At 40.3% G+C, this 25,643-nt stretch carries 13 protein-coding genes; 4 read left to right on the top strand and 9 right to left on the bottom strand.

All coding sequences use genetic code 11. From position 1 onward, the window contains the following. The first annotated feature begins 4 nt into the window (after positions 1–4). The 3 genes from NXV01_RS05200 (at position 5) to NXV01_RS05190 (ending at position 4,711) form a co-directional block, all read left to right on the top strand. On the top strand, positions 5–1,474 hold the full coding sequence (locus NXV01_RS05200) for a glycoside hydrolase family 125 protein (protein ID WP_148367862.1): 1,470 nt from the start codon (positions 5–7) through the stop codon (positions 1,472–1,474). A gap of 163 nt (positions 1,475–1,637) precedes the next feature. Beyond that, positions 1,638–2,699: a tyrosine-protein phosphatase gene (locus NXV01_RS05195; RefSeq protein ID WP_148367861.1), complete on the top strand. Its 1,062-nt coding sequence runs from the start codon at positions 1,638–1,640 to the stop codon at positions 2,697–2,699. 74 nt (positions 2,700–2,773) lie between these two features. Further along, the gene (locus NXV01_RS05190; RefSeq protein ID WP_148367860.1) at positions 2,774–4,711 is read left to right on the top strand and encodes a DEAD/DEAH box helicase; all 1,938 of its coding nucleotides are present in this window, start codon (positions 2,774–2,776) and stop codon (positions 4,709–4,711) included. A gap of 162 nt (positions 4,712–4,873) precedes the next feature. Here the strand turns inward: NXV01_RS05190 and NXV01_RS05185 are convergent, their stop codons facing one another. The 9 genes from NXV01_RS05185 to NXV01_RS05145 form a co-directional block, all read right to left on the bottom strand. Then, positions 4,874–5,866 (bottom strand): DUF4973 domain-containing protein, encoded by a 993-nt coding sequence (locus NXV01_RS05185; protein WP_234131722.1) that lies wholly within the window; start codon positions 5,864–5,866, stop codon positions 4,874–4,876. Between the two features lie 14 nt (positions 5,867–5,880). Further along, on the bottom strand, positions 5,881–7,950 hold the full coding sequence (locus NXV01_RS05180; RefSeq protein WP_259021849.1) for a RagB/SusD family nutrient uptake outer membrane protein: 2,070 nt from the start codon (positions 7,948–7,950) through the stop codon (positions 5,881–5,883). A 10-nt stretch (positions 7,951–7,960) separates the two neighbouring features. Continuing rightward, positions 7,961–11,053: a TonB-dependent receptor gene (locus tag NXV01_RS05175; protein WP_195649690.1), complete on the bottom strand. Its 3,093-nt coding sequence runs from the start codon at positions 11,051–11,053 to the stop codon at positions 7,961–7,963. Between the two features lie 24 nt (positions 11,054–11,077). Then, the gene (locus NXV01_RS05170) at positions 11,078–12,418 is read right to left on the bottom strand and encodes an IPT/TIG domain-containing protein (RefSeq protein WP_195649689.1); all 1,341 of its coding nucleotides are present in this window, start codon (positions 12,416–12,418) and stop codon (positions 11,078–11,080) included. 298 nt (positions 12,419–12,716) lie between these two features. Then, entirely contained in the window at positions 12,717–13,937 is a 1,221-nt protein-coding gene (locus NXV01_RS05165; protein ID WP_234131725.1) for a glycoside hydrolase family 76 protein, read from the bottom strand. A 38-nt stretch (positions 13,938–13,975) separates the two neighbouring features. Next, on the bottom strand, positions 13,976–15,988 hold the full coding sequence (locus tag NXV01_RS05160) for a glycoside hydrolase family 97 protein (RefSeq protein ID WP_259021848.1): 2,013 nt from the start codon (positions 15,986–15,988) through the stop codon (positions 13,976–13,978). 52 nt (positions 15,989–16,040) lie between these two features. Next, positions 16,041–17,621, bottom strand: coding sequence for a sulfatase (locus tag NXV01_RS05155; RefSeq protein WP_195649686.1), 1,581 nt, complete (start codon positions 17,619–17,621; stop codon positions 16,041–16,043). Between the two features lie 6 nt (positions 17,622–17,627). Then, a complete protein-coding gene (locus NXV01_RS05150) occupies positions 17,628–19,880 on the bottom strand; it encodes an MGH1-like glycoside hydrolase domain-containing protein (RefSeq protein ID WP_258978944.1) in 2,253 nt (750 codons plus the stop codon). 23 nt (positions 19,881–19,903) lie between these two features. Next, positions 19,904–21,085, bottom strand: a complete 1,182-nt coding sequence (locus tag NXV01_RS05145) for a glycoside hydrolase family 76 protein (RefSeq protein WP_195649684.1) — start codon at positions 21,083–21,085, stop codon at positions 19,904–19,906. A 295-nt stretch (positions 21,086–21,380) separates the two neighbouring features. Between NXV01_RS05145 and NXV01_RS05140 the strand changes: the two genes are divergently transcribed. Beyond that, the gene (locus NXV01_RS05140) at positions 21,381–25,439 is read left to right on the top strand and encodes a hybrid sensor histidine kinase/response regulator transcription factor (protein ID WP_234131728.1); all 4,059 of its coding nucleotides are present in this window, start codon (positions 21,381–21,383) and stop codon (positions 25,437–25,439) included. Positions 25,440–25,643 lie beyond the last annotated feature (204 nt).

Below are 25,643 nucleotides of genomic sequence, written 5' to 3'. Positions count from 1 at the left end.
AGATATGAAGAAAAAGAATATCGGAATATGTATTATTACAACCACCCTGTTAATGGGAAGTCATGCCAAAGCTACAGAACTCGTTTTAGCTAAAGATCATACAAATGTAGTGAATCAGGCAGCTGAAATTGCCGCTTATAAAAGCAACCGTCCACCTGTAAATAAGCGTCTTTTTACATCAAAGGCTGTGGAAGCAGAAATCATCCGAGTGAAAAAGCTGCTTACGAATCAAAAACTGGCATGGATGTTCGAGAATTGTTTTCCCAATACCCTCGAAACAACTGTCCACTACCGTACAACAGACGGTAAGCCAGATACTTTCGTTTACACAGGTGACATTCATGCCATGTGGCTACGGGATTCCGGAGCACAGGTCTGGCCTTATATACAACTGGCCGATAAAGATCCGGAATTGAAGAAAATGCTTGAAGGAGTGATCCGGAGACAATTCAAATGTATCAATATTGATCCGTATGCCAATGCTTTCAATGATGGTGCTGTCGGAGGAGAATGGATGTCTGACCTGACCGACATGAAACCGGAACTGCACGAACGTAAATGGGAAATAGATTCCCTATGTTATCCGCTGCGTCTGGCCTATCAATATTGGAAAGAAACTGGTGATGCCAGTATTTTTGATAATGAATGGATACAAGCTATAACCAACATACTGACAACTTTCAAGGAACAACAGCGCAAAGAGGGAGTAGGTCCTTATAAATTCCAGCGTAAAACAGAACGTGCACTCGACACATTAAACAACGATGGATTAGGTGCTCCCGTGAATCCTGTCGGACTCATTGTTTCAGCTTTCCGTCCGTCTGACGATGCTACAACTTTACAGTTCCTCGTACCGTCTAATTTCTTCGCAGTTTCTTCCCTGAAGAAGGCCGCGGAAATTTTGAATACCGTAAACAAGAATAGTGATTTGGCAAAGCAATGTACAGATCTGGCACAGGAAGTAGAAACTGCACTAAAAAAATATGCAACTTACAATCATCCTAAGTACGGCACTATCTATGCTTTTGAAGTAGACGGATTCGGAAATCATTTCCTAATGGATGACGCCAATGTTCCGAGTTTGCTGGCAATGCCCTATCTGGGCGATGTAGACATTAATGATCCTATTTATCAAAACACACGCCGTTTCGTATGGAGCAAGGACAACCCCTATTTCTTCAAGGGAAAGGCAGGAGAAGGTATCGGAGGGCCCCACATCGGCTATGACATGATATGGCCCATGAGTATCATGATGAAAGCATTTACCAGTCAGGATGACCAGGAAATCAAGGCTTGTATAAAAATGCTGATGGACACAGATGCAGGAACAGGATTCATGCACGAGTCTTTTCACAAGGATGATCCTAAAAACTTCACACGTGCCTGGTTCGCTTGGCAAAACACCTTATTCGGCGAACTCATATTAAAGTTAGTCAATGAAGGAAAAATAGACTTATTGAACAATATTCAATAAAGCAGACTTGGGTTATTTCCCCATTCAGGGCGCTCTTCTACAAGAAGTAGCGCCCTTTCTTAACACGTAAATTACTATTAACTTTGGCTAATTATCGCAAAGGAATTATCAGTTCTTGGGGTAATTCTTATCTTTGCAGTATACGATTCAAGACAAAGAAACTATGTACAAAAACCTGTTAAGCTGGCTTACTGTTTTATTAGTGCTCCCATCATGTTCCGGCACATCACCTGCCATATCCGTGGTATGTGAAGAAAATAATATAGGCAACTGCATCATCAAATGGGAGACAGCACCGGTATTGAAAGGACAGGTAAAAGTATACACCTCCACTTCTCCCGGACTTATTCCGGAAGATTCACCCATCGCGATGGCTAACATTTCGAGCGGAAAAATGACAATCGTAACCAACGATCCATCGCAACGTTATTACTACCTGATGGTATTTAATAATAAATACCGGATTAAGGTGGCCACCCGCAACATTAATATCCCCGGCATACAGAATTTCCGTGATTTAGGGGGATATGAATCTTATGATACAGGAAAATCACTTCGCTGGGGAATGATATACCGTTCTGCACAGATAGACAGTATTCCTCCCTGCTCCCGCAGGGAACTTAAAAACATGGGAATACGAACGATCATAGATTTACGCTCTGAAAATGAACGTCACAATTACCCGCAACTGCATGATGATGAATTTAACATCATACATATCCCTATCCTCACAGGAAATATGGAAGAAATTCTGCAAGGAATTCAAGAAGAGAAGATAAAGAGTGACACTATTTACCGTCTGGTCGAACAAATGAATCGGGAATTAGTTCTAAACTACCGAAAGGAATTCAAAGAACTGTTCACCGTCCTTCTCGACCGTACTCATTATCCGGTTGTAATTCATTGCACATCCGGGAAAGGGCGTACAGGAGTCGTTTCCGCTTTATTGCTTGCCGCTCTTGGTGTCAACGAGGACGTTATTATGGAAGACTATCGTTTGAGTAATGACTATTTTAATATTCCAAAAGCTTCTAAATATGCATATAAGCTGTCGATCAATTCGCAAGAAGCCATTACAACCATCTACTCTGCAAAAGAAGATTTCCTGAACGCTGCTAAAGAACAGATTGAGGCAGAATATGGAAGCGTACAAGCCTATCTGAAAAAGGGAATCGGACTTTCTGCAGAAGAAATTGAACAGTTACGCAGTATCCTGCTGGAATAAATCGCAAATCGTAATTCGTAATTCGTAATTATTCTCTATCTTTGCAGCCGAAATAAAAGATATACAGAGATTTAATGAAGACATTTGAAGAGCTTGGCGTTTCTCCGGAGATACGTAGAGCAATTGAAGAAATGGGATACGAGAATCCCATGCCGGTACAAGAAGAAGTGATTCCGTACCTTTTAGGAGAAAATAATGATGTAGTAGCTCTTGCACAGACAGGAACAGGTAAAACAGCCGCATTTGGTCTGCCCCTGATCCAACAGATTGACGTAAAGAACCGAATCCCCCAATCACTTATCCTCTGCCCCACCCGCGAGCTTTGCCTCCAGATAGCAGGAGATTTGAACGACTATTCCAAGTATGTTGACGGATTGAAAGTACTGCCTGTTTACGGCGGTTCTTCCATTGACAGCCAGATACGCAGCCTGAAACGCGGTGTACATATCATTGTGGCTACTCCCGGACGTTTACTGGACTTGATGGAACGGAAAACCGTATCCCTGTCTACTATCCGCAACGTAGTGATGGACGAAGCGGACGAAATGCTGAACATGGGATTTACAGATAGCATCAATGCCATTTTAGCGGATGTTCCGCAAGAACGCAACACCTTGCTGTTCTCGGCAACCATGAGTCCGGAAATTGCACGCATTTCTAAAAAATACCTGCGTGATGCGAAGGAAATTACGATCGGTCGCAAGAACGAAAGTACCAGCAATGTGAAGCACGTCGCTTACACTGTACAAGCCAAAGATAAATTCGAAGCACTGAAACGCATCGTCGACTATTATCCGCAAATTTATGGTATCATCTTCTGCCGCACCCGTAAAGAGACACAGGAAATTGCAGATAAGCTGATGCAGGAAGGCTACAATGCCGATTCCCTGCATGGAGAACTTTCACAAGCACAGCGAGACGCAGTTATGCAAAAGTTCCGCATCCGTAACCTGCAACTTCTCGTTGCCACTGACGTAGCTGCCCGCGGACTGGACGTAGATGATCTTACCCACGTTATCAACTACGGACTGCCGGACGATACGGAAAGTTATACGCACCGTAGCGGACGTACAGGACGTGCCGGAAAAACAGGAACCTCTATCGCTATCATCAATCTTCGTGAAAAAGGAAAGCTCCGCGAAATAGAGCGTATCATCGGCAAGAAGTTCATTCCCGGAGAGATGCCAACAGCAGCAGGCATCTGCCAGAAACAGCTGATCAAAGTGATTGATGACCTCGAGAAGGTAAAAGTAAACGAAGAAGAAATCTCCGAGTTTATGCCGGAAATCTATCGCAAACTGGAATGGTTAAGCAAAGAGGATTTGATTAAACGAATGGTTTCTCACGAATTCAACCGCTTTGCCGAATATTATCGTAACCGTGCAGAAATAGAAGTACCGACTGACATTCGCGGAGAACGTGGTGCAAGAGGTGACCGCAAAGAGGGTGGCTTTGAAAAGAGAAGCCGGAAGGCTGCTCCGGGCTTTACCCGTCTGTTTATCAATATGGGTAAAACGGACAACTTCTTCCCCAGTGACCTTATTGGTCTGCTGAACAGCAACACACGAGGGCGCATAGAACTAGGACGCATCGACCTGATGCAAAACTTCTCTTTTTTCGAAGTCGTTGAAAAAGAAGCGCAGAATGTAGTGAAAGCATTGAACCGCGCCAACTGGAACGGGCGTAAAGTCTCTGTTGAAGTGGCCGGCGAAGAAAGCGGAGAAGGCCGTAAAACAGGTGGTTTTGCAGATCGTAAAGGCGGAAAAAGGTTCGGAGGTAAAAACGACGAACGTACACCACGCTACGAGAACAAAGACAGAAAGGATAGAAAATCAGAAACTTCGACAAGAGGAGGTGCTAAATCTGCAAAGAAAGAAAAGCCAAGCCGTGCCGAACGAGGATATGCCGACGCCCGTGGCCCGAAAAAGAAAGAAGACTGGCAGCAGCTCTTCAAAGATAAAGAGCCTGATTTCAGCGAAGAGGGATGGGCACGCAGGAAGCCGAAAAAATAAGTATCTTTTCCCCCAGAATATGACTTAATACAAATTTCACGTTTGAAATCTATCTTATATAAATTCCCCTTATTTTACTTTTCTCTTAAAAGAGAATAGAGTAAAATAAGGGGAACTCTTATATTCTTTCCTGCCTAATGAAAACCGAAGAAGAGAGATAATTTACCAAATATAAGACTGATCTTCATCTGGTATATTGATATTACGTTTACGTTCCATAATCATAGAACCTGTTACCTTATAATTCATTGGATATGCCTCGTTTGCAACGTCACTATAATGATATTCAACATACAAGGTCACATATTTATGTTCCAAATAAGGAAGCTTGGTATCCATATTAGTTTCAATTTTATAACTTCCCGAAATCGGTACAAACTTCATGCGATTATCAGGATCCGGATTAGTTAATATCAACGGTCCCGTATGCGTCACTTCATCAAATTCTCCGAATGTAGCTACCACCTTATATATCTCGCGCTCTTTTAGCTCTTCATCAATGGCCCCGGCATAAAAGAATACCGAATTCTCATCCTCTACCCATGTATTACGAGTAGAAACAGAAAAAGCTGTTTGTTTGTCATCAGCCACATCTCGATTATAGATCATAGCAGTAGTTGATGAATAAGAACCTGAATAGTCATTGAAAGGAATCACATTCAATAACGCTTTCCGGTAATGCTTCCGATAGTTAGGAACATATCCATCTCCTTCAAGAATCGTTAATGGTAAAATATGTTCCCGCGAGAGATTGATACCATGCAGAGAAAAATCTATATTCAGCAACGCAGTATTAGCACCTGCCGGAATATTGACTGCCATTTCCGGAATCGTATAATATTCTTCGGCCAACTGCAAATAATATAAATCATCGCGGAATCTGAAACGTTCAAAATTAAGAGTTTCCAGAGTATCAGGATCTAGTCCTATACGGACATGCAGATTTCTATCATTGTTGGTAGAGCCGCTAATAATAACCGGCAACTGATAACTTACATTTCCATCCGATTTGTACTTCACATAAGTCGAATAAACACCGTTTTTGGCAAAAGAAACTGACTGTTCAAACAACTCATCTTCCCATTCTTTGTTACAAGCAGTAAAAGCCAGGACGGTCGCCAGTAACATTATATAATACACATATATCTTCTTCATAGCTTTATCTTTTATTAGTCAAAATAAGTCCAACCCGGATTTTGAGTCAGCTTTCTATTCTTACGCAATTCATCATGTGAGATAGGCCAAAAATACATCTTCTTCACAAACACTGAAGGAAGGGAAGAGATAACTACCGGAGAATGGAAGGCTTCTCTTTGAGCAGATTCCAAATTCATATTACAACCATACACCTGAACTACTTCCTCTTTTGAAGCATCTTTCCAACGCCGTAAGTCATAATAACGATGTCCTTCAGCAAACAGTTCAATCTGACGTTCACGTTTCAAACACTTACGGAATTCATCCGGATCGTCATAAATTGTTTGATCAAAATCCGGCAATCCGGCACGAATACGTATCTGCGACATTGCTTTCTGCATTTCTCTTGTATTACGACCAACAGACATCGTTTTACTTCCATCCCATGAAGCTATTTCGTAAGGTCCATTTTCCAACTCATTCAAAGCCTCAGCATAAATCAGCAAGATTTCAGCATAACGAATAGCCGGTTCTATCTTATTGGAATGCGTACTTTCTGCATCTTTAATATAAGAATCCTGTGGATTATAGTACTTTTTAATACCAATACCTGTGCGCATATTGTGAGAATCAGAAGCAGAAACTTGCTGCCCGTTAGGATAATCACGATAATACCATATTTTCTGATAACGCTGTGATTGATCTTGCGCACTGGTCATCTCCCAAACACTCCCATTATAAGCCACCGAGGCATAGAAACGTGGTTCGCGATGAGCATATTGCTTACTAATACCTTCTCCTTGTGGTCCTAGCTCCGGATATGTACCTGCATTTATTTCCGCCTGTGTTACAAAATCCTTATCACGCGGATTTAAATCAACCCGTCCTTCGTATCCTGCTTCACCGGCATATTCCGAATTCATTCCCTGACAATTTTTACCATCATTCATATAATAAGCATCACACTGCTTTTGAGTCATACCATGGCAGTTCCATCCTCCGACAGACGAAGGCATCTGATGTTGCCCCATTGCTACAATATCCTCATTAGCATTCTGATTTTGCCCGCGTGTAAAAATCAATTCCGGATTATCAGAAGCTGCTACATCCCCATTAAACAAGGATCGATAAGATTCAAACGGATCAATATCTCTCCATCCGTCAGGAAAATCCCTGTTAGAATAGATTTCATGATAAGGAGGACGTACTGTTGCCGGATATGCTTGATTAATAGCCTGTTCTCTGAAAGCAGCAGTATATAACTCATAAAAATTCAAATCCATTACATCTTTAGCAGCTGCAGCAGCTCTGGCCCACTTTGATTCATCATACGTCTGTGAAATCAGACAATTACCCTGATCATCAGTCAAATCCACCATTTCTGTATTTCCATTAGCCAAAGGACTTGCAGCATATAACAAAACTTTCGCACGTGCCGCAAGAGCAGCTCCCCGAGTTGGTCGGGCAATATTCCGATTGTCACGTAACATCGGTAAATCATAAGCAGCTAATACCATCTCATTAGCAATGAAATTTGCGCATTCATCATAAGTGTTACGGGAACAGGCAAGAGCATCATAATCTTGCATATAGTCCAAACCTTCATCCGGAAGAATAGGGACCGGACCATATTTACGAAGTAGTATCCAGTAAAAATAGGCCCTTAAAAAACGTGCTTGTGCCTTATAATCAGCAACATCCTCATGAGACATTTCCTGATTAATATCTATGTTATGAATCATTGTAGAAGCATCACGGATACCGATATAAGCATTTGTCCATGTATCCTGCCGAGTCCCTTCATTATAAAACCCGTTTCGGAATGTTGCATAATTCAAATCTCTGCTATCTCCAAAAAACATATCATCAGCAAAATTATGTAAAGCAGCACCTTTACTGCCTACATCCATCATATTATTTTTCGACAAATAAGCATATACTCCTGCCAACCAGTTATCACAATAGTCTTTGCTGGCAAAGACTTTCTCTTCCGTCATGCGATCTTTGAAATACTTGTCTACATTCAGATAATCGGAGCAGGAACTCAGGACAAAGATCCCCAAACTCAAAGCACTCCATAAAATAATATTTCTTTTTTTCATGTCTTTAATATTAGAAGTTAACAGTCAATCCTAATGAGTAAGTACATGCAATTGGATATTTCATTCCATTACCACTTGCAAGTTCCGGGTCCCACAACTTAAGACTATCCCATACAAACAGGTTATTGCCCAGAAAGAAAATACGTGCATTATCCATACGCAGTTTATTAACCCATGTTTTTGGTATAGAATAACCTATTTCCAGTGTTTTAAAGCGTAAATATGCTCCATTACGAAGCCAAAAAGTAGACTCACGATAATTATTGGCATTCCCCCCATAACTTAGACGAGGATATTTAGCATTTGGATTCTCTGTTGCCGGATCACCCGATATTTCTGCTGCAATCCAACGATTTCCCGGTTCTGCCATATCAGTCAGAATATTTCCCCACTCGCCTTTGTTAAAGGCAAAAACCGTAGGTCCATTGATGAAATAAGAAGATTTACCTGCTCCCTGAAAATGAACATTAATATCAAATCCACGCCACTGCAAAGAAATACCCATACCATATATTAAGTTAGGAATACGAGTAGCTCCGATAGGTACTTTATCCAAATCAGATATCACACCATCACCATTCACATCTTTGTATTTGATATCACCCGGAGCATAATCTCCGAATTCTTGCTTCGGACTATTACGAATGTCATCCCAATCTTTAAATAATCCCAAAGCAATCAAACCGCGCGCCTGATTATATCGGAACCCTTCAGTTTTTCTATAAGAATATTCTTGTGCTTCTTCGTCATAAGCCTTCATCTCGTTTTTGGTCAGAGTCATGTTGCCTCTTACCGTTAACTGTACTTTCCCTATCTTCTGTCGGTAAGAAAAATTCCCGTCTATACCTATAGACTCCATTTTACCGACATTTGCATACGGTTGACTAGTTACACCTACTATATTGGCAAGATGTTTGCGCTGCATATAAATATCTTCACGAGTATCTTTATATAAATCAATCGTTGCCGTGAGGCGATTATTTAAGAAAGCCATATCAAAACCCAAGTCATGCTTTTTAGCAACTTCCCATGTTAAGTTATTAGAAGCAATTTGATCATAATGCAATCCATTATAACTATTACCACTTCCATAATCACCAAAATTAAAACCATTACTATCACCGAAAGAACTCAAATAAGGGAAACGGGTACCTACACGGTCATTACCAACCACACCATATGAATAGCGAATCTTAAACATATCTACCCATTTCAGATTGTCTTTTATAAAACTCTCTTCCGCAATATTCCATCCACCGGAGATAGCCGGGAAAAATCCAAACTGATTTCCGGTCGCAAAATTCTCACTACCTGTGTAACCAAAATTCGCTTCTATGAAATAACGATATTTATAAGAATAGGTAAAACGCCCGGCTAATCCTTGATTGCGTTTAGATATACCTTTCATTATATCACTGTCAGTACCGACTGTTTGTATTTCTTCTCGCTGCGTATATTTCAGCATGGCGCCTACATCATGGTATTTAGCAAAAGAACGATTATAATGCAATTCTGCCTCAAAATTCTGCAAGCGTATTCCTTCTGCATTAGATGATTGCGTCATTACCTGTTCTTTCACAATACGATTCATTATCAAACCACCATTTGCATCCCGATGACGCTCCGCACGATACTGCTCCGGCTTACGAATACGATTGATAGAATTTTTGTTTTCAGTATCGAATCCAAAACGACCAATAAATTTCATCCCTTTGGTAATGAATTTCAGGTCCTGCTCCAATGTTACATTTGTCTGAATTGTATTTTCCCACTTTTCCCTGTATCCAGTCTGGGTAGCCAGCACCCAAGGATTCATACGGTCTCCTTCTACAGAGTCGAAAGCTGAATAAACAGGTACTGATCCATCCGAATACATCACCGGAATACTAACAGGATTTTGTCCCACCAATGAGCTCCATATATTATCTGCCAATCCTGGAGTATTGTACTTTTTCAATGAACCAGACAATCCTACTTTCAACAAAGTTAATTTGGTTAAATTAATGTCCACATTCATACGGTATGTCCAACGTTTAGCATCTGCATTTGTATTATATTCTTTACTAAATGCTTTATCTGTCTTATACATACCTTGCTCATCCGCATAACTGGCAGAAACAAAGTAGCGGGCCGAAGTACTACCACCACTCAAGTTTAAAGAAGCCTTATATGTCATAGCACCATCCTTCAATAAAACATCCTGCCAATCTACATTCGGGTACAAATCCGGATCTACCTTTTGGTTGATAATTTCCAGTTCATTAAGAGTATAAGCAGGCTCAAGATTCCGGGTAGTACGAGCCTCATTCAACATTTGAGCATAAGTATATCCGTCAACAAACTCCGGAGTGCGGGTACGTGTGTTATAGGTACTCTGTAACTTCACATTCACATTGACTTTACCAAGATTACCGCGTTTTGTTGTAATCAGTACTACCCCATTAGCACCCTTTGAACCATAAATAGCAGTAGCAGACGCATCTTTTAATACAGAGAATGATTGAATGTCTTCTACACTAATTTCATTCAGGTCACGTTCAAATCCATCAACCAACACCAATGCACCGGAGTTAGCACCAAAAGTAGAAATACCACGAATCCAAAACTCTGAAGTAGCCCCTGGTTCACCGGAAGATTGCATGGCAATAACTCCAGCTACATTACCCGCTAATGCATTGGTGATGCTAGTAGTCGAATTAGAACTTAAATCTGCGACATCCACCGAAGTGACAGCACCTGTCAGTGTTGCTTTCTTCTGAATACCGGTACCAGTAATGACAACCTCATCCAATGCAGTATTCGAAGTTTCTTTCATTGTCACATTAATCTCCGTCTTTGTTTTTACGCCGACCTCCACCTTATCATAACCAATGTAAGTAAACAATAGAGTTGAATAAGGACTGACCTTTATTCTATATTTACCGTTTATATCTGTCACTGTTCCAAAACCAGGGCGATCTTTTACAACAATATTAACTCCCACAAGGAGTTCTCCCTGACTATCCCTTACAATACCTGTCACATTTATTGTCTCCTCCTGAGCTATAATATCCAGCGGAAAAGTCAGAATTAAAGTTACCAGAATTAATAAATATTTTTTCATTTCCTATAATGTTTTTCATGAGTATTATTCTGCAGTTATCGTGCGGATTCGATAGTTGTTCTCATCTGCAATATAAAATGTCTTGGTCTCTTTGACATACACAATTCCACTCGGTTGATTAAATTGAGCTTTTGTTAATTCGCCATCTGCATACCCTTTTTCATTCGGTCTCCCTGCAAAAGTCTCAACCTTACCTTCCGGAGATATTTTTCGGATACAATGATTGTATCTGTCACATACATAGAAATTACCTTCTTCATCAAAAGTTCCCTGACGGGGTTGTGAAAATTTTGCTGCTTCTCCTACCCCATCGCTCCACTGTACATTATATTCATCATTACGTCTTGCACCGCAAAGTAGAAGAGGCTTACTTAGCGAACGAGTTTCACGATTGTAAGTTGATTTAAACACAACATGCTTATTTTCAGCTGTAAGATAAACAAAGTCTCCACTTGGATGAAATTGCATCGCATAATACATATCTGAATTACCATCAGTCACATGCTGGGATTTTTTTCCTGTTACGGGATCGTCCAACTTATAAACATAACCGTCAGCGCGTTGAGTAAAGAAACAAGTTCCATCCTGCGGATGCATAGCAACAGCATCGCATCCTTTTCCTTTGGCTAATACTCCATAGCTCCCCACTGCACCACTGTATCCCTTATCCTTAAACAGCATGACAACGGCTTTTCCATTGTCATCTCCTTGCACCTGATTAGCCACTAATAACGTATCTTTTGTTGGAGAAAAGCACATGGAATGCATACTACTAATTCCTTGTCCCTGCCCTCCTACAAGCAAGGTAGAAACCTTATCTCCATCAATTGAGATTCTACGTACAGACCGATTATTTTCAAGTAGAAACAGATCACCATTATCGTCTATTTCCAACCAATAAGGAGCCTCAAACTGTGCCTCTTTAAGAGTTCCGTCCACACGTGCAGTTTTACCATCTTTATCTGTAAAGCCGCACAAAGTCCCCACGCGTAGTTGATATTCATATTTGAATTCCTTATCGAAAACATGTTCTTCAGTATTACCTATTCGTACACTAACCTTACCGTCACCGGCACGAATCGGCACTACACAATAGATACAATGTCCGTTAGATCCAATTACAATAGCTTTTTTCCCAGACACTGTTACATTGATCTTCGAGATATCGGTTCCGAAATTCTCACCATAAATAAATAGTTCACCCTGACCTTTGCTAGATTCAGGATAAAAACGGTCAATCACAACCGGCTTAGAAGGATCAAATTCTTCACCTTTAGCGTCATCTTTGCAACCATAGATACAAAGAAGACAACCTAAAAATAGAAAACTGAAACTCTTAAGTTTTTCCATGATTTTGTTTCCCATAATTTTAAAAGATATAATTGATTAACTTTATCGTCAAACACTATGTCCGCCATATTTAACGGCACAAATATAAATAGAAGGATTAGGGATGCTTTTATAAAAGCATGACAGAAATTTCCACGTCTAACAGAAAAACAGAAAACAACACAAAAAAGACAGAAAAGCAGACTTTAATCGAAATGTATAAACTAAACAGCAACATTCATTGACATATCATTACCATAATATATGCCTCCATGACACTATCCAAGTTTCTTTCACTGCCTGATTAAATTAATGATATTTCCTTTTTCAGTCTTTAGCGGGTACTCAACATACGGGTCACATTCTCAAGCAAAGAAGCTCCGCTTGCATGAGCACACATATAAGCAGTTCCATTCTTTTCATCACTTTTCACCGAATAGGTATTTCCCCAATAAGGACCGCAATACATCTCGGGCCACAAGTCACGATTCATGTGTTCGAACCATAGAGTTTTAGCATTATGAAGCAAGAAATTTCTCACTTCCTCACGAGTCCTGTAAGAAGTCGATTCATCCAACACTAAATTAACTGCATAAGGAATGAATACCGCTTTAAAGATTAATCCGTCATCTGCATCAAGACTCCCTTCATTTCTCAATAACCCTTTGTCAACGCAACGACTACTGGAAATGGTATATACTACTGCCGTCTCCGCTTTCTTCAAATAACTACGTTGTTCAGTAATATGATAAAGTAAACGGGCAGCTTCAGCAAATGTACCTTGAGTATACGTCAATGGAGGTTCCTCCACTCTACCATCCGGGAGCATCAGGTTTGCAGTGATAAAGTCATATAGTTTCTGGGCATCTTCAAGATACTTAGGTTCTTTTGTTTTCATATAGAGCTTGCAGGCTACAACACAAGCCGGAGCATTCGTACAAATATAACGAGTATCCTTATCAGCGGGACTAGTCGTTTTCCATGGCAACGCCCAACCTTTCTCATCTTCCTTGCCCTGGGTGACCATATGTGTATCATAAATCTTCTTGGCCATATTGAAATAGGTATCATCGCCCGTTGCCTCCGTCATATGCAACATTGTCGACGAAATCCAAGCCATATCATCTATAAACTCATTCAGGAAGCCCGTCTCATCTCCCTGCCCCCTCCAATCATACCAATTATTGGCATGGTTCTCAAACCATAACTTGAAGTAATTCTCATAAGTTGCAGCCCGTTCAGGGTCTTTATCCTTAATACGTTCGTAAGCATATACCAACACATCCATGGCGTGCGCCTGTTGCCAATAAAGATATTGCGTCCTGCTTGGAAGTTTATTCTGAACAGCAGCCCAGAATGTTCCTTTCTCTTTATCCATAAATTGATCTATCAAGACTGAAATACAGCTATCGGAAGCCGCAGCCCATATCTCTTCAGGAGTCTTTGTTTCAGCGTTATTTTCATTTTCATCAGGAAAGGATGCTCCCTCATTTTCGTTACTACATGCTAGTAACGAAAAAGTAATTACAGCAAATGCCCAAAATAATCTCTTCATGTTTTTCAATTTAAATATGTTTTTATCAGTAGATTCTCTTATTTCATTTTAAGGAAAGTTATTGCTTGCCCTCCACCTTTTGCCATTACTATATCCAATTCGTCCTCGGAAGTAACCGCCTTTTCGTAAATTCTATATTCTGTCGGGTTGGTCTTCCAGTCGGTTTTCTCCGTATCTGCATAAATAATAGCTTTATAAGACCGATAAGGTTCCAGAAAATCCAGCTTAATATGAACTGTTCTCGCCTCCTCATTGGTAGCTGCGCCCAAAAAGTACTTGTCATCAGCCTTCCGCACAATAACAACAAACTTCCCCGGTTCCCCATCCAAAGCTTTCGACCAATCACAATCGGCATCAAAATCACGAAAGAATTGAAACGCCGGATGCCCGTCGTAGTTATCAATGAGGTCAGATGCCATCTGTACCGGTGAATATAAAATAACCCAGTTTGCCAATTGTTTGGCTAATGTAGTATTTACGCGGCTATTCCCTTTATCAAGTCCATGCCATTTTTTATGTTTGGGTGAACTTTTACTTTTCTCCAACAATATATCAAAAGTTCCCGGAGTATAGTCCATCGGCCCTCCCAATAAACGCGTAAAGGGCAATATCACGTGATGAGAAGGCGGATTACCTTCACTCCAGCCGTTCCACTCCATCCCACGGGCTCCTTCTCTTGACATCATGTTTGGCCATGTTCTGCGAATACCAGTGTCTTTGATCGGTTCGTGCGCATTAATAGTCATGTGATGGGCAGCAGCCAGTTCTACTACTTTCTGATAATGATTCACGCCATATTGTCCGTGATGACTGAGATGATTGGGGAAACCACCCGCATATCCGGTCTTCACATTGATAATCCCCAAGTCTTTATACCACTTATAAGCTTTCTCCATTTGAGCTTCATAATAAGGGATGTTCCCTCCTGTCTCATGATGACCGATAACAGTCACTCCACGTTCTTTTGCATAACGAGTGATTTCTTCTATATCGAAATCTGCAAAAGGTTTCGTATATTCAAAACGTTGATTACCGCCCCAATTCTGCCAACCATCATTCCAACCTTCAAACAAAACACCCCGGATGCCATTTTTAGATGCAAAGTCAATATATTTTTTGGCATTCTCTGTAGTAGCTCCATGTCGGTCGCCCATCGTCCAAGTTTCTACACCAACATGCATTCCCCACCATACACCTACGTATTTCATCGGTTCAATCCAGTCGGTGGTTTCCAACTGACAGGGAGGATTCAGGTTCAGAATCAGTCCCGAATTAATTAAGTCCACAGCTTTATCGCCAATCTGCAATGTTCTCCATGCAGTAGTAAAATGATTCGGTTTCTTCACTTTCACTCCATCGGGCCAAGGAGCCAGATTAGACTTGAAACTCGTACCTTCTCTATGTTGCAGTGTCATTTCGGGAAAGTCGTATAATGCCGCTTCATGAATACTGCCATATACACCGCTATTTGTCTTGAAAGTCATTGGTGTGTTGGCATCTTTAATGGCACTGACCGGTTTTTCCGAATACAATATTTCATAAGTATCAAAGTTAGCCGGAATAGACCACGAAACACCATCTTCAGCAATATTGAATGTAGTCAGTTCATCCATTACAAAAAGAGAATCGACACTTGGAACATCATATTCATAACGGAAACCAACTCCGTCATTAAAAGCACGAAAACGAATTGTCAGGTTTACTTTGCTATTCTTCAAGTGAACGGCCAACTCATTATAATGCTCACGCATGGATTTATTTTCTCCCCATGGCTGAGTCCAATGCTCGTCTTTTGTATGAAAGCTTGTCTTTCTGAGTTTGAACTCATTCGCCAGATTTATATTATTCTTCTCTATAAATCCCAAAACAGAGGGTGAAATCAACATTTTACCATCGCGAAGGAGTTGATAAGTCGGGGTTCCGCCAGCATCCAAAGAGAATACGATTGTATTTCTACCATCAGGTGACGACACCTTCTTATCATTAGCCGCCTGCAGACAATTTACATAAAAAAATGCCAATAACAATAAGCTTAATACTTTTACTTTCATCTTCTTTCTTATTAATTATTTTATTATCGTATTGTAAGAGCGCACGGTTAACTCAAAATTCATCGACTTTCTGTTCGGTCCGGATTTTATCCAATTCCTTTTGTAAGCGTGCCGCCACTTTATCATATTTCGGATTACCATACAAATTGTGTAATTCATTCGAATCTTCCTTTAAGTCATACAATTCATTGTAGTTAATCCCATTCCCGTAGAAATGGATTAATTTATAACGACTGTCACGTATCCCATCGTGACGGCGCACATTATGCACTGCCGGATAATCATAATAATGATAATACAAATATTTACGCCAGCCAGAAGGAGCCTTTCCCTTATTCTTGAAAAGAGGAGCCAATGACGTTCCTACCATAAAATCCGGTTTATCAATACCTGCCATATCCAGAAAAGTAGGAGCATAATCAATGTTCTGAACCAGTGCATCAGATACCGTGCCAGCCTTAATCCTTGTCGGATAGCGGATGATCAACGGAGTACGGAAAGATTCTTCATACATGAAACGCTTGTCAAACCAGCCATGCTCACCCATATAGAATCCCTGGTCGGAAGTATAAACAATAATGGTATTATCCATCAATCCCTCTTTCTCCAGATAAGCCAACAATCGTCCGACTTCTTCATCAACAGATTTGATACAACGCATATAATCTTTGATATAACGCTGATATTTCCACTTCAGCAATTCGTCTCCCTGCAGGTTTTGCTCGATAAACTTCCGGTTACGGGGTTCATAAGCTTCAAGCCACTTCTTACGGTCTGCCGAATCCATGCGGTTCAATGATCCCTCCATGCTCCGGATACTCCAGTCATTCTTCAATCCCGGTCGGTCGCCCAGCTCCCGCACCTTCAGGTCATATGCCAATGAAAGGTCTTTGGATATGCTCATCTGTTGCTTACGCGCAGCCTCACCACGGGTAGCATAATCATCTTTGAATGTTGCCGGATAGGGAAACTCTACCTCTTCATATAAATCCACATATTTCGTATCAGGCATCCAGTTCCGATGCGGAGCCTTGTGGTGTACAAACAAGCAGAATGGTTTATTCCTGTCTCTTTCTTCCAGAAATTCAATGGCATGGTCGGTGATCAGGTTGGTTACATAGCCTTTCTCTTTCACATATTTTCCATTCGTTTTTTTACTCCTGAAACCCGGATTATAGTATTCACCCTGATCCCACAGGATATGATAGTAATCAAAGCCCTTCGGTTCACAACGCATGTGCCACTTACCAACTACTCCGGTTTCATAACCATTCTCCTTAAGTATCTCCGATACAAATACATGCGCAGTGTCAATGCCCGCATCCAGACGACGTTGCCCGCTTTGATGGCTATACAGCCCCGTCATCAGGCAAGCACGACTGGGAGTAGACAAAGAGTTCTCAACAAACGCTTGCCGGAACAGCATACCTTCAGAGGCCAAGCGATCCAGATTGGGAGTCGGAGCCTGCACGGAAAGCGGATGTCCGTAAGCACTAATGGCTTGATAAGAATGATCATCCGTCATAATGTGGATGATATTAGGACGTTGCTGCACTTCTTTCTGTGCAGAGGCATCAGACAGCACAAAAAACATCGGCACAGATGCACAAATAAGGTTCATTTTGTTATTCATGTTCTTCTATTTTTTCAATCTCGTCAAACGCAACTGATCTATCAGTGCCTGATTGACATTAATATTCATATTTTCATTATGAGGTTCAAATGAAAGTGAAATGGTGTGTTCACCAGGTGTCAGATGAACCTGATGGCTATTGCTCCATCCCCAATTCTCCCACGCATTCATCCCACGCTGTGGGAATATCGAAACTCCCGACAAGTGATTATCTACATACAAGGAACGAATAGCACAACGGTTATCATCAGCAATGGTATTATTGCCGTTTGCGTATCTCCAGTCAATCGCATAAAGGCCTTCATCTTTAATTGATACCGGAATTTCAATCATAGTATTCTCTTTCTTGTCAATGTTGACAAAGCCTGTCCCCATGAATCCTTTGTGTTTCCTTTCTGACTTTGGTGCATAATCTTCTACTTCGTATGTGCTATGCTCTTCAATTACTATCGGTTCACTCGCAAATGAAGCCGTATATTTATCTGCGGCAACAGCGATTACCTGATATTCACCATACGCATCCTCCGGCAAACGATAATGAGTTGTCTCAACAAGCTGACATATCTTACCATTTCTCAAAATCCGGTAAGCAACGGCACTTTCTATTTTATTCCAAACTATCTTATTCGAGTCTTCCAGTTTAATAACCGGAGTCTCGATAGAAGCAATAGCTGGTTGCAAATTAACACCTTGCTTTTTGAGTTCATTGTTGGCCATGACAATCTTCACGTCATGATGTCCTGTCAATGTGCCGGCTACTATCGGATTCTGCTTCTTTCCATCCAGATAAAAGGCTTTAATCTTATTTCCATGACCCTCTACCTCAATATCGAGTGTAGAACTACGGTATGGAAAATTCTTTAGTATACGCCTGCCAGTCAACGCCTTCGGGACGAAAGGCTTAAACAACAATTGTTCGTCATCAAAATGGATGCCCATCAACAACTTGTACACAATGCTTAAGTTTCCTGACAAGCTCCATAGCATATTACTTGAATTAATTTGCGTACCTCGATAGTTACCTGTACTTAGCACAAAGTTTTCCTTATTGGTAACAAATAAGGCAGCTGCACGATAAATACTTCCAACCGCGTGAAGAACAGCCTCTTCATTCCCCGCCATAGCTGCAGCATGCATCCAATAAGAAGATACAAAAGGCCAAACGGCATTATTATGGTAAGGAGGTATATTGGGAATTTCCGGATAGAAAATCGGTGTTCCGAACTCGCAGACCGGAGCATTGCGGATAATTTCCGCACGTTTCCCGGCTGGCGCAATTCCCCACAGTATTGCTAAAGACTCGCCTAATGATTCACTTCTGGAAGAAAGTATATTATAATTGCGTCCGTACAAAAACTGGGCATAATAACCTTTCTCCGGCATCCACAAATAACGATTAACCGCATCGGCAACCTGCTTCGATCTCGTGGCATATTTCTTTTCAGCCACCGTATCACCCATCCTACCTGCCATACAACTCAAAACACGGAGGGCTTCCACATGCACCGCATTAGTTCCCAAACACTTCGATTGGAATATATCTACAGGTTGCATCCAACGGGGATAACTCTGATTTCTCCAATCAATAAATGAAGATTCGCCCATCACCAGCCCTGTCTTTTCATCATAGACAGTGAGATAATCATCTTCCACTGATTTACGGATAATCGGATAGACTTTCTCCAACCACTCACGGCTTCCCGTCACCTTATAGATCTCCCAAGCGGCAACAGCCCAAATCATACGGTCGGTACTGCAGGGCCAACTTCCTCCAGTACCCGTATCCTGAATGATACGTCCGAAACGGTCTACTTTCCGGAGCAAACAGTTCATCGAGACTTTAGGTTGCATATAAGCCATGCTCAAAATAATACTATAGCTTACATCACGTGTCCAAACTCCCGGAAAGCCGGAGCCCGTGCGCAATGTACTATCCGGTTCGATAGCATTGACCATTTCATCCAAAGACATATTATACAATGTATGCTCAAGTAAAAAAGGAGTTTGAAGTTGGGGATAAAAAGCCAAGTCATACTTAGGTTTCCATTCTCCTTTAAAATCCCTAGTACGTTCCTCCTCAAAATTAGAAGATAGATGGACAGGAGACAGTGCTTTACCTGTAAACTCCCCCTGTTCAATACGATCTGTATACCAGGCATACTTGTCATTCTTAAAAATAAGTCCATCAGACTGTGCATAAGAATGTCCTACAGAACAAACTGTAGCAATCGACGCGATAAAAAAAGTAGTGTATCTCATAATTTTCATTCTATAATCAAATCTCATTTTATTGCAGCTAAGCGGGCGTACATCTCCACAATGGCAGCTTGTGTCAATAACCATTTGCGATTCTCCTTTTCTTTGCCACTAAAGTCGACATTAAACAAGCCATTCTCTTCACGGGCATATTTCCAAGCACAATCCAAACTTTTCTTAAAAGTGTCCAGATATGTCTTGTTTTTATCTTGCTTATACAACTCAATATAGCCTCTAAGCATTATAGCAGTGAACCATATATCTCCCTTTCTGATTAGCTTAACAGATGATTCATCAGGAGTTGTAACATAATTAAAAAAGTAGCAATAAGCCTCTTTCGCAATATTCCGGGCATCCGTAAGATAAGCAGAATCGCCTGTCAGCTCAAACAATAATGCCGCAGCTTGCATCATTTGCCCGCTATTATATGCAAATTTCGCCTTTCCTATTTTTCCATCCAACTCTATGTGGTCAAAATAGAGATAATCCGTCGTATCTTGTAGTTTTTCTTTTGTCCATTCATATTGTCTTTCGGCTTCTTTAAGGTATATGCTTTCATGAGTTTCCTGATATATTTTCAATGCTAATACCGCAGCGGGAGCATTAGAGCAAGTATTTTTAGTATCTTTTCTCTGTTCACACCAATAAATACCACCACCTAATTTATCATCTGTCCCACTTTTTACAAACCTCCATATCGCCTTTGCTTTCTCCAAATATTGTTGTTCACAAGTCAGCCGATAGAGATCTATAAAATCAATACCCAACCAAAGGTTATCATCATAAAAGCGGTCGGAAACTGGAGCTGTTGAGATATAAGAAGAGTAAGCATGAGGTTCCCTTTTCCGGTCGTAATATGCTTCCAAGCCGGGTAATATGCTGTTTTCCAGAAGTTCCTTATAGATTTTATCACCTGTCGCCTCCAATAGAGCAACTCCCGCAGAGAATACGCCTGAATAAGGCCACAAATAAGCGTATTGATTGAAGCCTCTCTGGCTGCCGGACGCCAGACTGGGTATAGAATAATATGTATCAGAAGGATAATTCTCGTGAAGCAGACAAGTGGTATCTATGGCATAATTGGTATAAAGGGAGGTAAAAGTCTTCTCAGCCCTCTCTAACCAAATGTTCCGCTCAATAGGATGAGAAGAACAGGCAAGCAATAGAAACATGGACAACAACGTGCCCCAAACAGGAATCAATTTCATAGTCATTAGTATTCTGTAGATGTTCTGATGCGGCAAATATAGGAAGAAGCAGAAGTGGGGTTTATACAAATGCATGACAGAAAATTCCATAATTAGCAGAATAACAGAAAATAATACAAAAATGACAGAAAAGCATACTAATATCTTTTATGTGCCTAACCAGCATCAACACTCCATCCCGAAAAAAGTCATTTTTCTCATGTTTTTTATCTTTAAAAAAAGGTCTCATCCAACAAAATTAGTACATTTGTCACAATCAATCCTATGCTAAATATACTCCAATACTATAAGTACAATGAAATGTAAAAAAGGTTTATTCAAACTACTTCTAGCATTTTCGATGCTTCTTCATGTCCAAGTTTCCTCTGCCTATAATTTACACCAATACTCCAATAAAAACGGATTATCCAATAGTGCAGTTTTGTCCATTTGTCAGGAACAGAATGGAATGATATGGATAGGGACTTGTGAAGGACTGAATATTTTCGATGGTACCTCTATTCATGAATATACTCCAATCAATAGAAACCAGACCCTGTCGGGCAACCTGATAAATAAAATCATCGAAACCGAGAAAGGAGTCATATGGGTAGAGACACCTTATGGGCTAGACCGGCTGAACACTCAAGAACAAACGATCCAAAGCTTCAGGGAATTTAAGGATGTTCGTTTGGCCGCAAGCCAGACAAATGATGTTTTCATATTGAAAGAGAACGGAAGTATTTATTATTATCAGAAAAAAGAAAAACAAGTGAAGCCACTGATAATTCAGGCACTTAATCCAAATCATATCTTAGGAATGACTATAGATAACAATAACAGGTTATGGTTATTTGCTTCTAACGGTAATACGCAAAGTTATCAAATAGAAAGAAGCGGTGATGAAATCAAGTTAATTCCACATACGATTTTCAAGAATAATATCGAACTACGATGGGCCTTTTCTGATAAAGACCAGGCTTTTTTTATTGACGATTCCCTCTCTCTTTATGAATACAACTTCCAAAACCAAAGATTATATTATGTCTTTGATTTAGCGGACGAAATAACAAAACGCGGAGATATCTCCTCTATTGTCAAGTCACAGAATGATTTCTATATCGGATTCAAAAGCAGCGGTTTAGTAAAACTTACCTACCTGCCTGACCAGAAAAATAAATACCAACTGGAAAACATTGCCATCCAATCCGGTATTTTCTGCCTGGTAAAAGATAAATATCAAGATATTATCTGGATTGGAACAGATGGACAAGGACTGTATATGTACTTTAATGACACATTTACAATCACTAACACAGCATTGGACACTCCGACTTATCAAGTAAACCATCCTGTACGGGCACTATTCTACGACGAAGAATCGACTTTATGGGTGGGAACAAAAGGAGGAGGTATTCTACGCTTCCCCAACTATATCCCCCACACACAACACTCGTCTCCTTTTGAGCGATTATTTGCCGGCAATACTCTATTGGGAAATAACTCTGTATATTGCTTTGCTCCCAGCCGATGGAAAAGAATATGGATTGGCACGGAAAATGGTATAGACTACTATTCTTACAAAGAAAAGAAGATTCGTAATTTTCCGGTCACTGCCAGCGGAAAACCTGTGAGATATATACATTCTATCAATGAAATAAACGACAGTACATTGTGGATTGCCACAGTGGGAGAAGGCATTATAAAGGTATCTTTTTCGACAGACGGAACAAATCCGGTCGTAAAGGAAGCCAAACGGATAGTAATGAACGAAGGACGGGCAAACTCCAACTATTTCTTTACCTCTTATCAGGAAAACGATTCGACAATCTGGTTTGGTAATCGCGGATATGGAGCCTACCGACTTAATACCCTGACTGAAGAGATCACGCCATACTACATGGAGAATGCCCCAAGTCAAACCATTAATGATATTTTTGCCATTCATAAAAACTCCCAAGGATACTGGTTAGGCACAAGTGCAGGACTACTGCATTATCAATCCGGCAAGTATCAGCTTTATAATGATACAGATATTTTCCCCAGTAAAACAATCCACGGGATTCTGGAAGATCAACAAATGAACCTTTGGCTTAGTACAAACCAGGGATTAGTTCGTTTTGACCCGACAAAGAAGAACTTTCAGATATATCAGCAACAGGGAATGCTTGCTGTCAGAGAATTCAGTGATGGTGCTTTCTTTAAAGACCCATGTACCGGCACACTCTTTTTTGGGGGAACGAACGGGTTTGTTACAATCAGTATCAATCAATACCAACCCAAACTTCACTCTCCCGCTATTCAGTTTACCGATTTGTCCATATTCGGAACTGAATACAATATTCACAATTTCATGGACACACATAGCCAGCCGGAAGCTCTTACCTTAAATTATAATCAGAATTTCTTCTGTATTTCTTTCAATGCGATTGATTTTATCCATGGCAACAATTATACATATTCCTATAAAATAGAAGAACTAAGTAATCATTGGATAAAAAACGGTAAATCCAATCAAGCCATCTTCTCCAATTTAGCTCCGGGGAAATATACCTTGCTCGTAAAATACAAAAACAATATTACAGGCCAAGAAAGTGATATTCAATCACTCATCATACACATCACTCCCCCGTGGTATATGACAGGATGGGCATATACGGGATACATTCTCTTAATCATTAACATAGCTATATGGCTGATTTTCCTGGGTATTAAACGATACCGGAAGAAACAGAATGCAATACTGGAGCGTTTAACTCTTCAGAAGAAAGAAGAAATCTACGAGTCCAAACTTCGTTTCTTCACCAATATCACTCATGAGTTTTGCACCCCGCTCACATTGATTTATGGTCCTTGCGAGAAAATTCTATCTCATGCCAATACCGACCCATATATTCAGAAATACGGGCAAATCATTCTACAGAATGCAAAGAAGCTCAATGAATTAATCCTTGAGCTGATTGAATTCAGACGACTTGAAACCGGTCACAAGCAACTTAGCATCATCCGTTTATCTGCGTCTGAAAATATACAGAACATGGCTGCCTCATTTAATGAACTGGCAGAAAGTAGAAATATAAACTACCAGTTAAAAATAACGCAAAATATCGACTGGAATAGTGATTTAAGCTGCTTGAACAAGATTGTAAACAATTTGCTCTCAAATGCATTTAAATATACACCGGATAATGGCTCCATTGTTATAGAACTTAAGGTAGAACAGGAACAGCTCTATATTTCGGTTTCTAATTCCGGAAAAGGAATTGCCAAAGAAAATCTGGATAAGATATTCGACCGATATAAGATTCTGGATAACTTTGAAACTTCCAGTATCTACTCACGAAGCGGATTGGGACTGGCCATATGCCATAGTATGACAAAGCTCCTTTCCGGCAATATCGAAGTGACAAGCATTCCGAACGAAATCACGACTTTCACAGTCACTCTGCCCAATCTCCCACTGTCTGAAGAACATGTGGAATACCAGCCCAATGATCTGACACAAAATCCGGCATTTGAATCCCTGTCTGTACCCGGACAGGCATCTTTACCATTCGATGCCAATAAACAAACGGTCATGATTATTGATGATGACACTTCAATGTTGTGGTTTATATCCGAACTTTTTGCAGATACGTATAATGTACTTTCTTTCAACAATGCCGAAGATGCTTTGAAACAACTAGAGATAAAGCAACCTGATTTGATTATATCCGACGTAATGATGCCGGATATAGACGGTATTCTATTTACTCAAAAAGTGAAAGAAAACAAAGTATGGTGTCATATACCTCTCATCCTGCTATCTGCCCGCCATCAGTCTGAAGAGCAAATTAAAGGAATAGAGGCGGGAGCTGAAGCCTACATAACGAAACCTTTTAATAGTAACTATCTCAAAAAGATTGTCCAAAGACTAATACAGAGGGAAGAAGACTTAAAGAACTATTATAGTTCTATTGCCAGTTCTTTCCAGCTGGATGATGGCCGCTTCCTGCATAAAGAAGACAAACAGTTCTTTGACAACATGATGGAGATTATCAACAGCAATATCGCCAATCCCAATCTGTCAGTAGAAACACTTAGTAGCGAACTTAAATGTGGTGTCCGACAGTTCTATCGCAAACTGAAACAGATTACGGACAAAACGCCGGCAGATATTATTCGGGAATACCGACTGGAGACTGCCAAGCAATTGCTCTTCTCTTCAAATTTCTCTATTGATGAAATTATGGATAAAACGGGATTCAATAATCGAAGTACCTTCTACAAACTATTCTCACAGAAATTCGGATTACCACCCCGGCAATATAGAGAAGAAAATAAGAACCAATTCAAAGAAAAGATTCAAGATAAAAATAAAAGTCAGGGAGAGTAATTAAAAAATATGTTGGACATGAAATCTTTGACGACTATTATTATCATTGTAATTTATAGTATGGATTTATGAATTTAAGGCTGCTATATTCAGAACATAGATATACAAGGATGTTATTTTATGGATGTAATATTACAATACTTATTATTTACTTTGTATTTCCACTTTTCACTTTCTTCACGGAAAGATAAGTTTCTATCCGAT

It is taken from the genome of Bacteroides sp. BFG-606 (assembly GCF_024788145.1).
In the GTDB taxonomy this organism is placed as follows: Bacteria; Bacteroidota; Bacteroidia; order Bacteroidales; family Bacteroidaceae; genus Bacteroides; species Bacteroides vicugnae.
The sequence above is the reverse complement of the archived record's forward strand: the minus strand, read 5'-3'. Positions and strand labels throughout refer to the sequence as shown.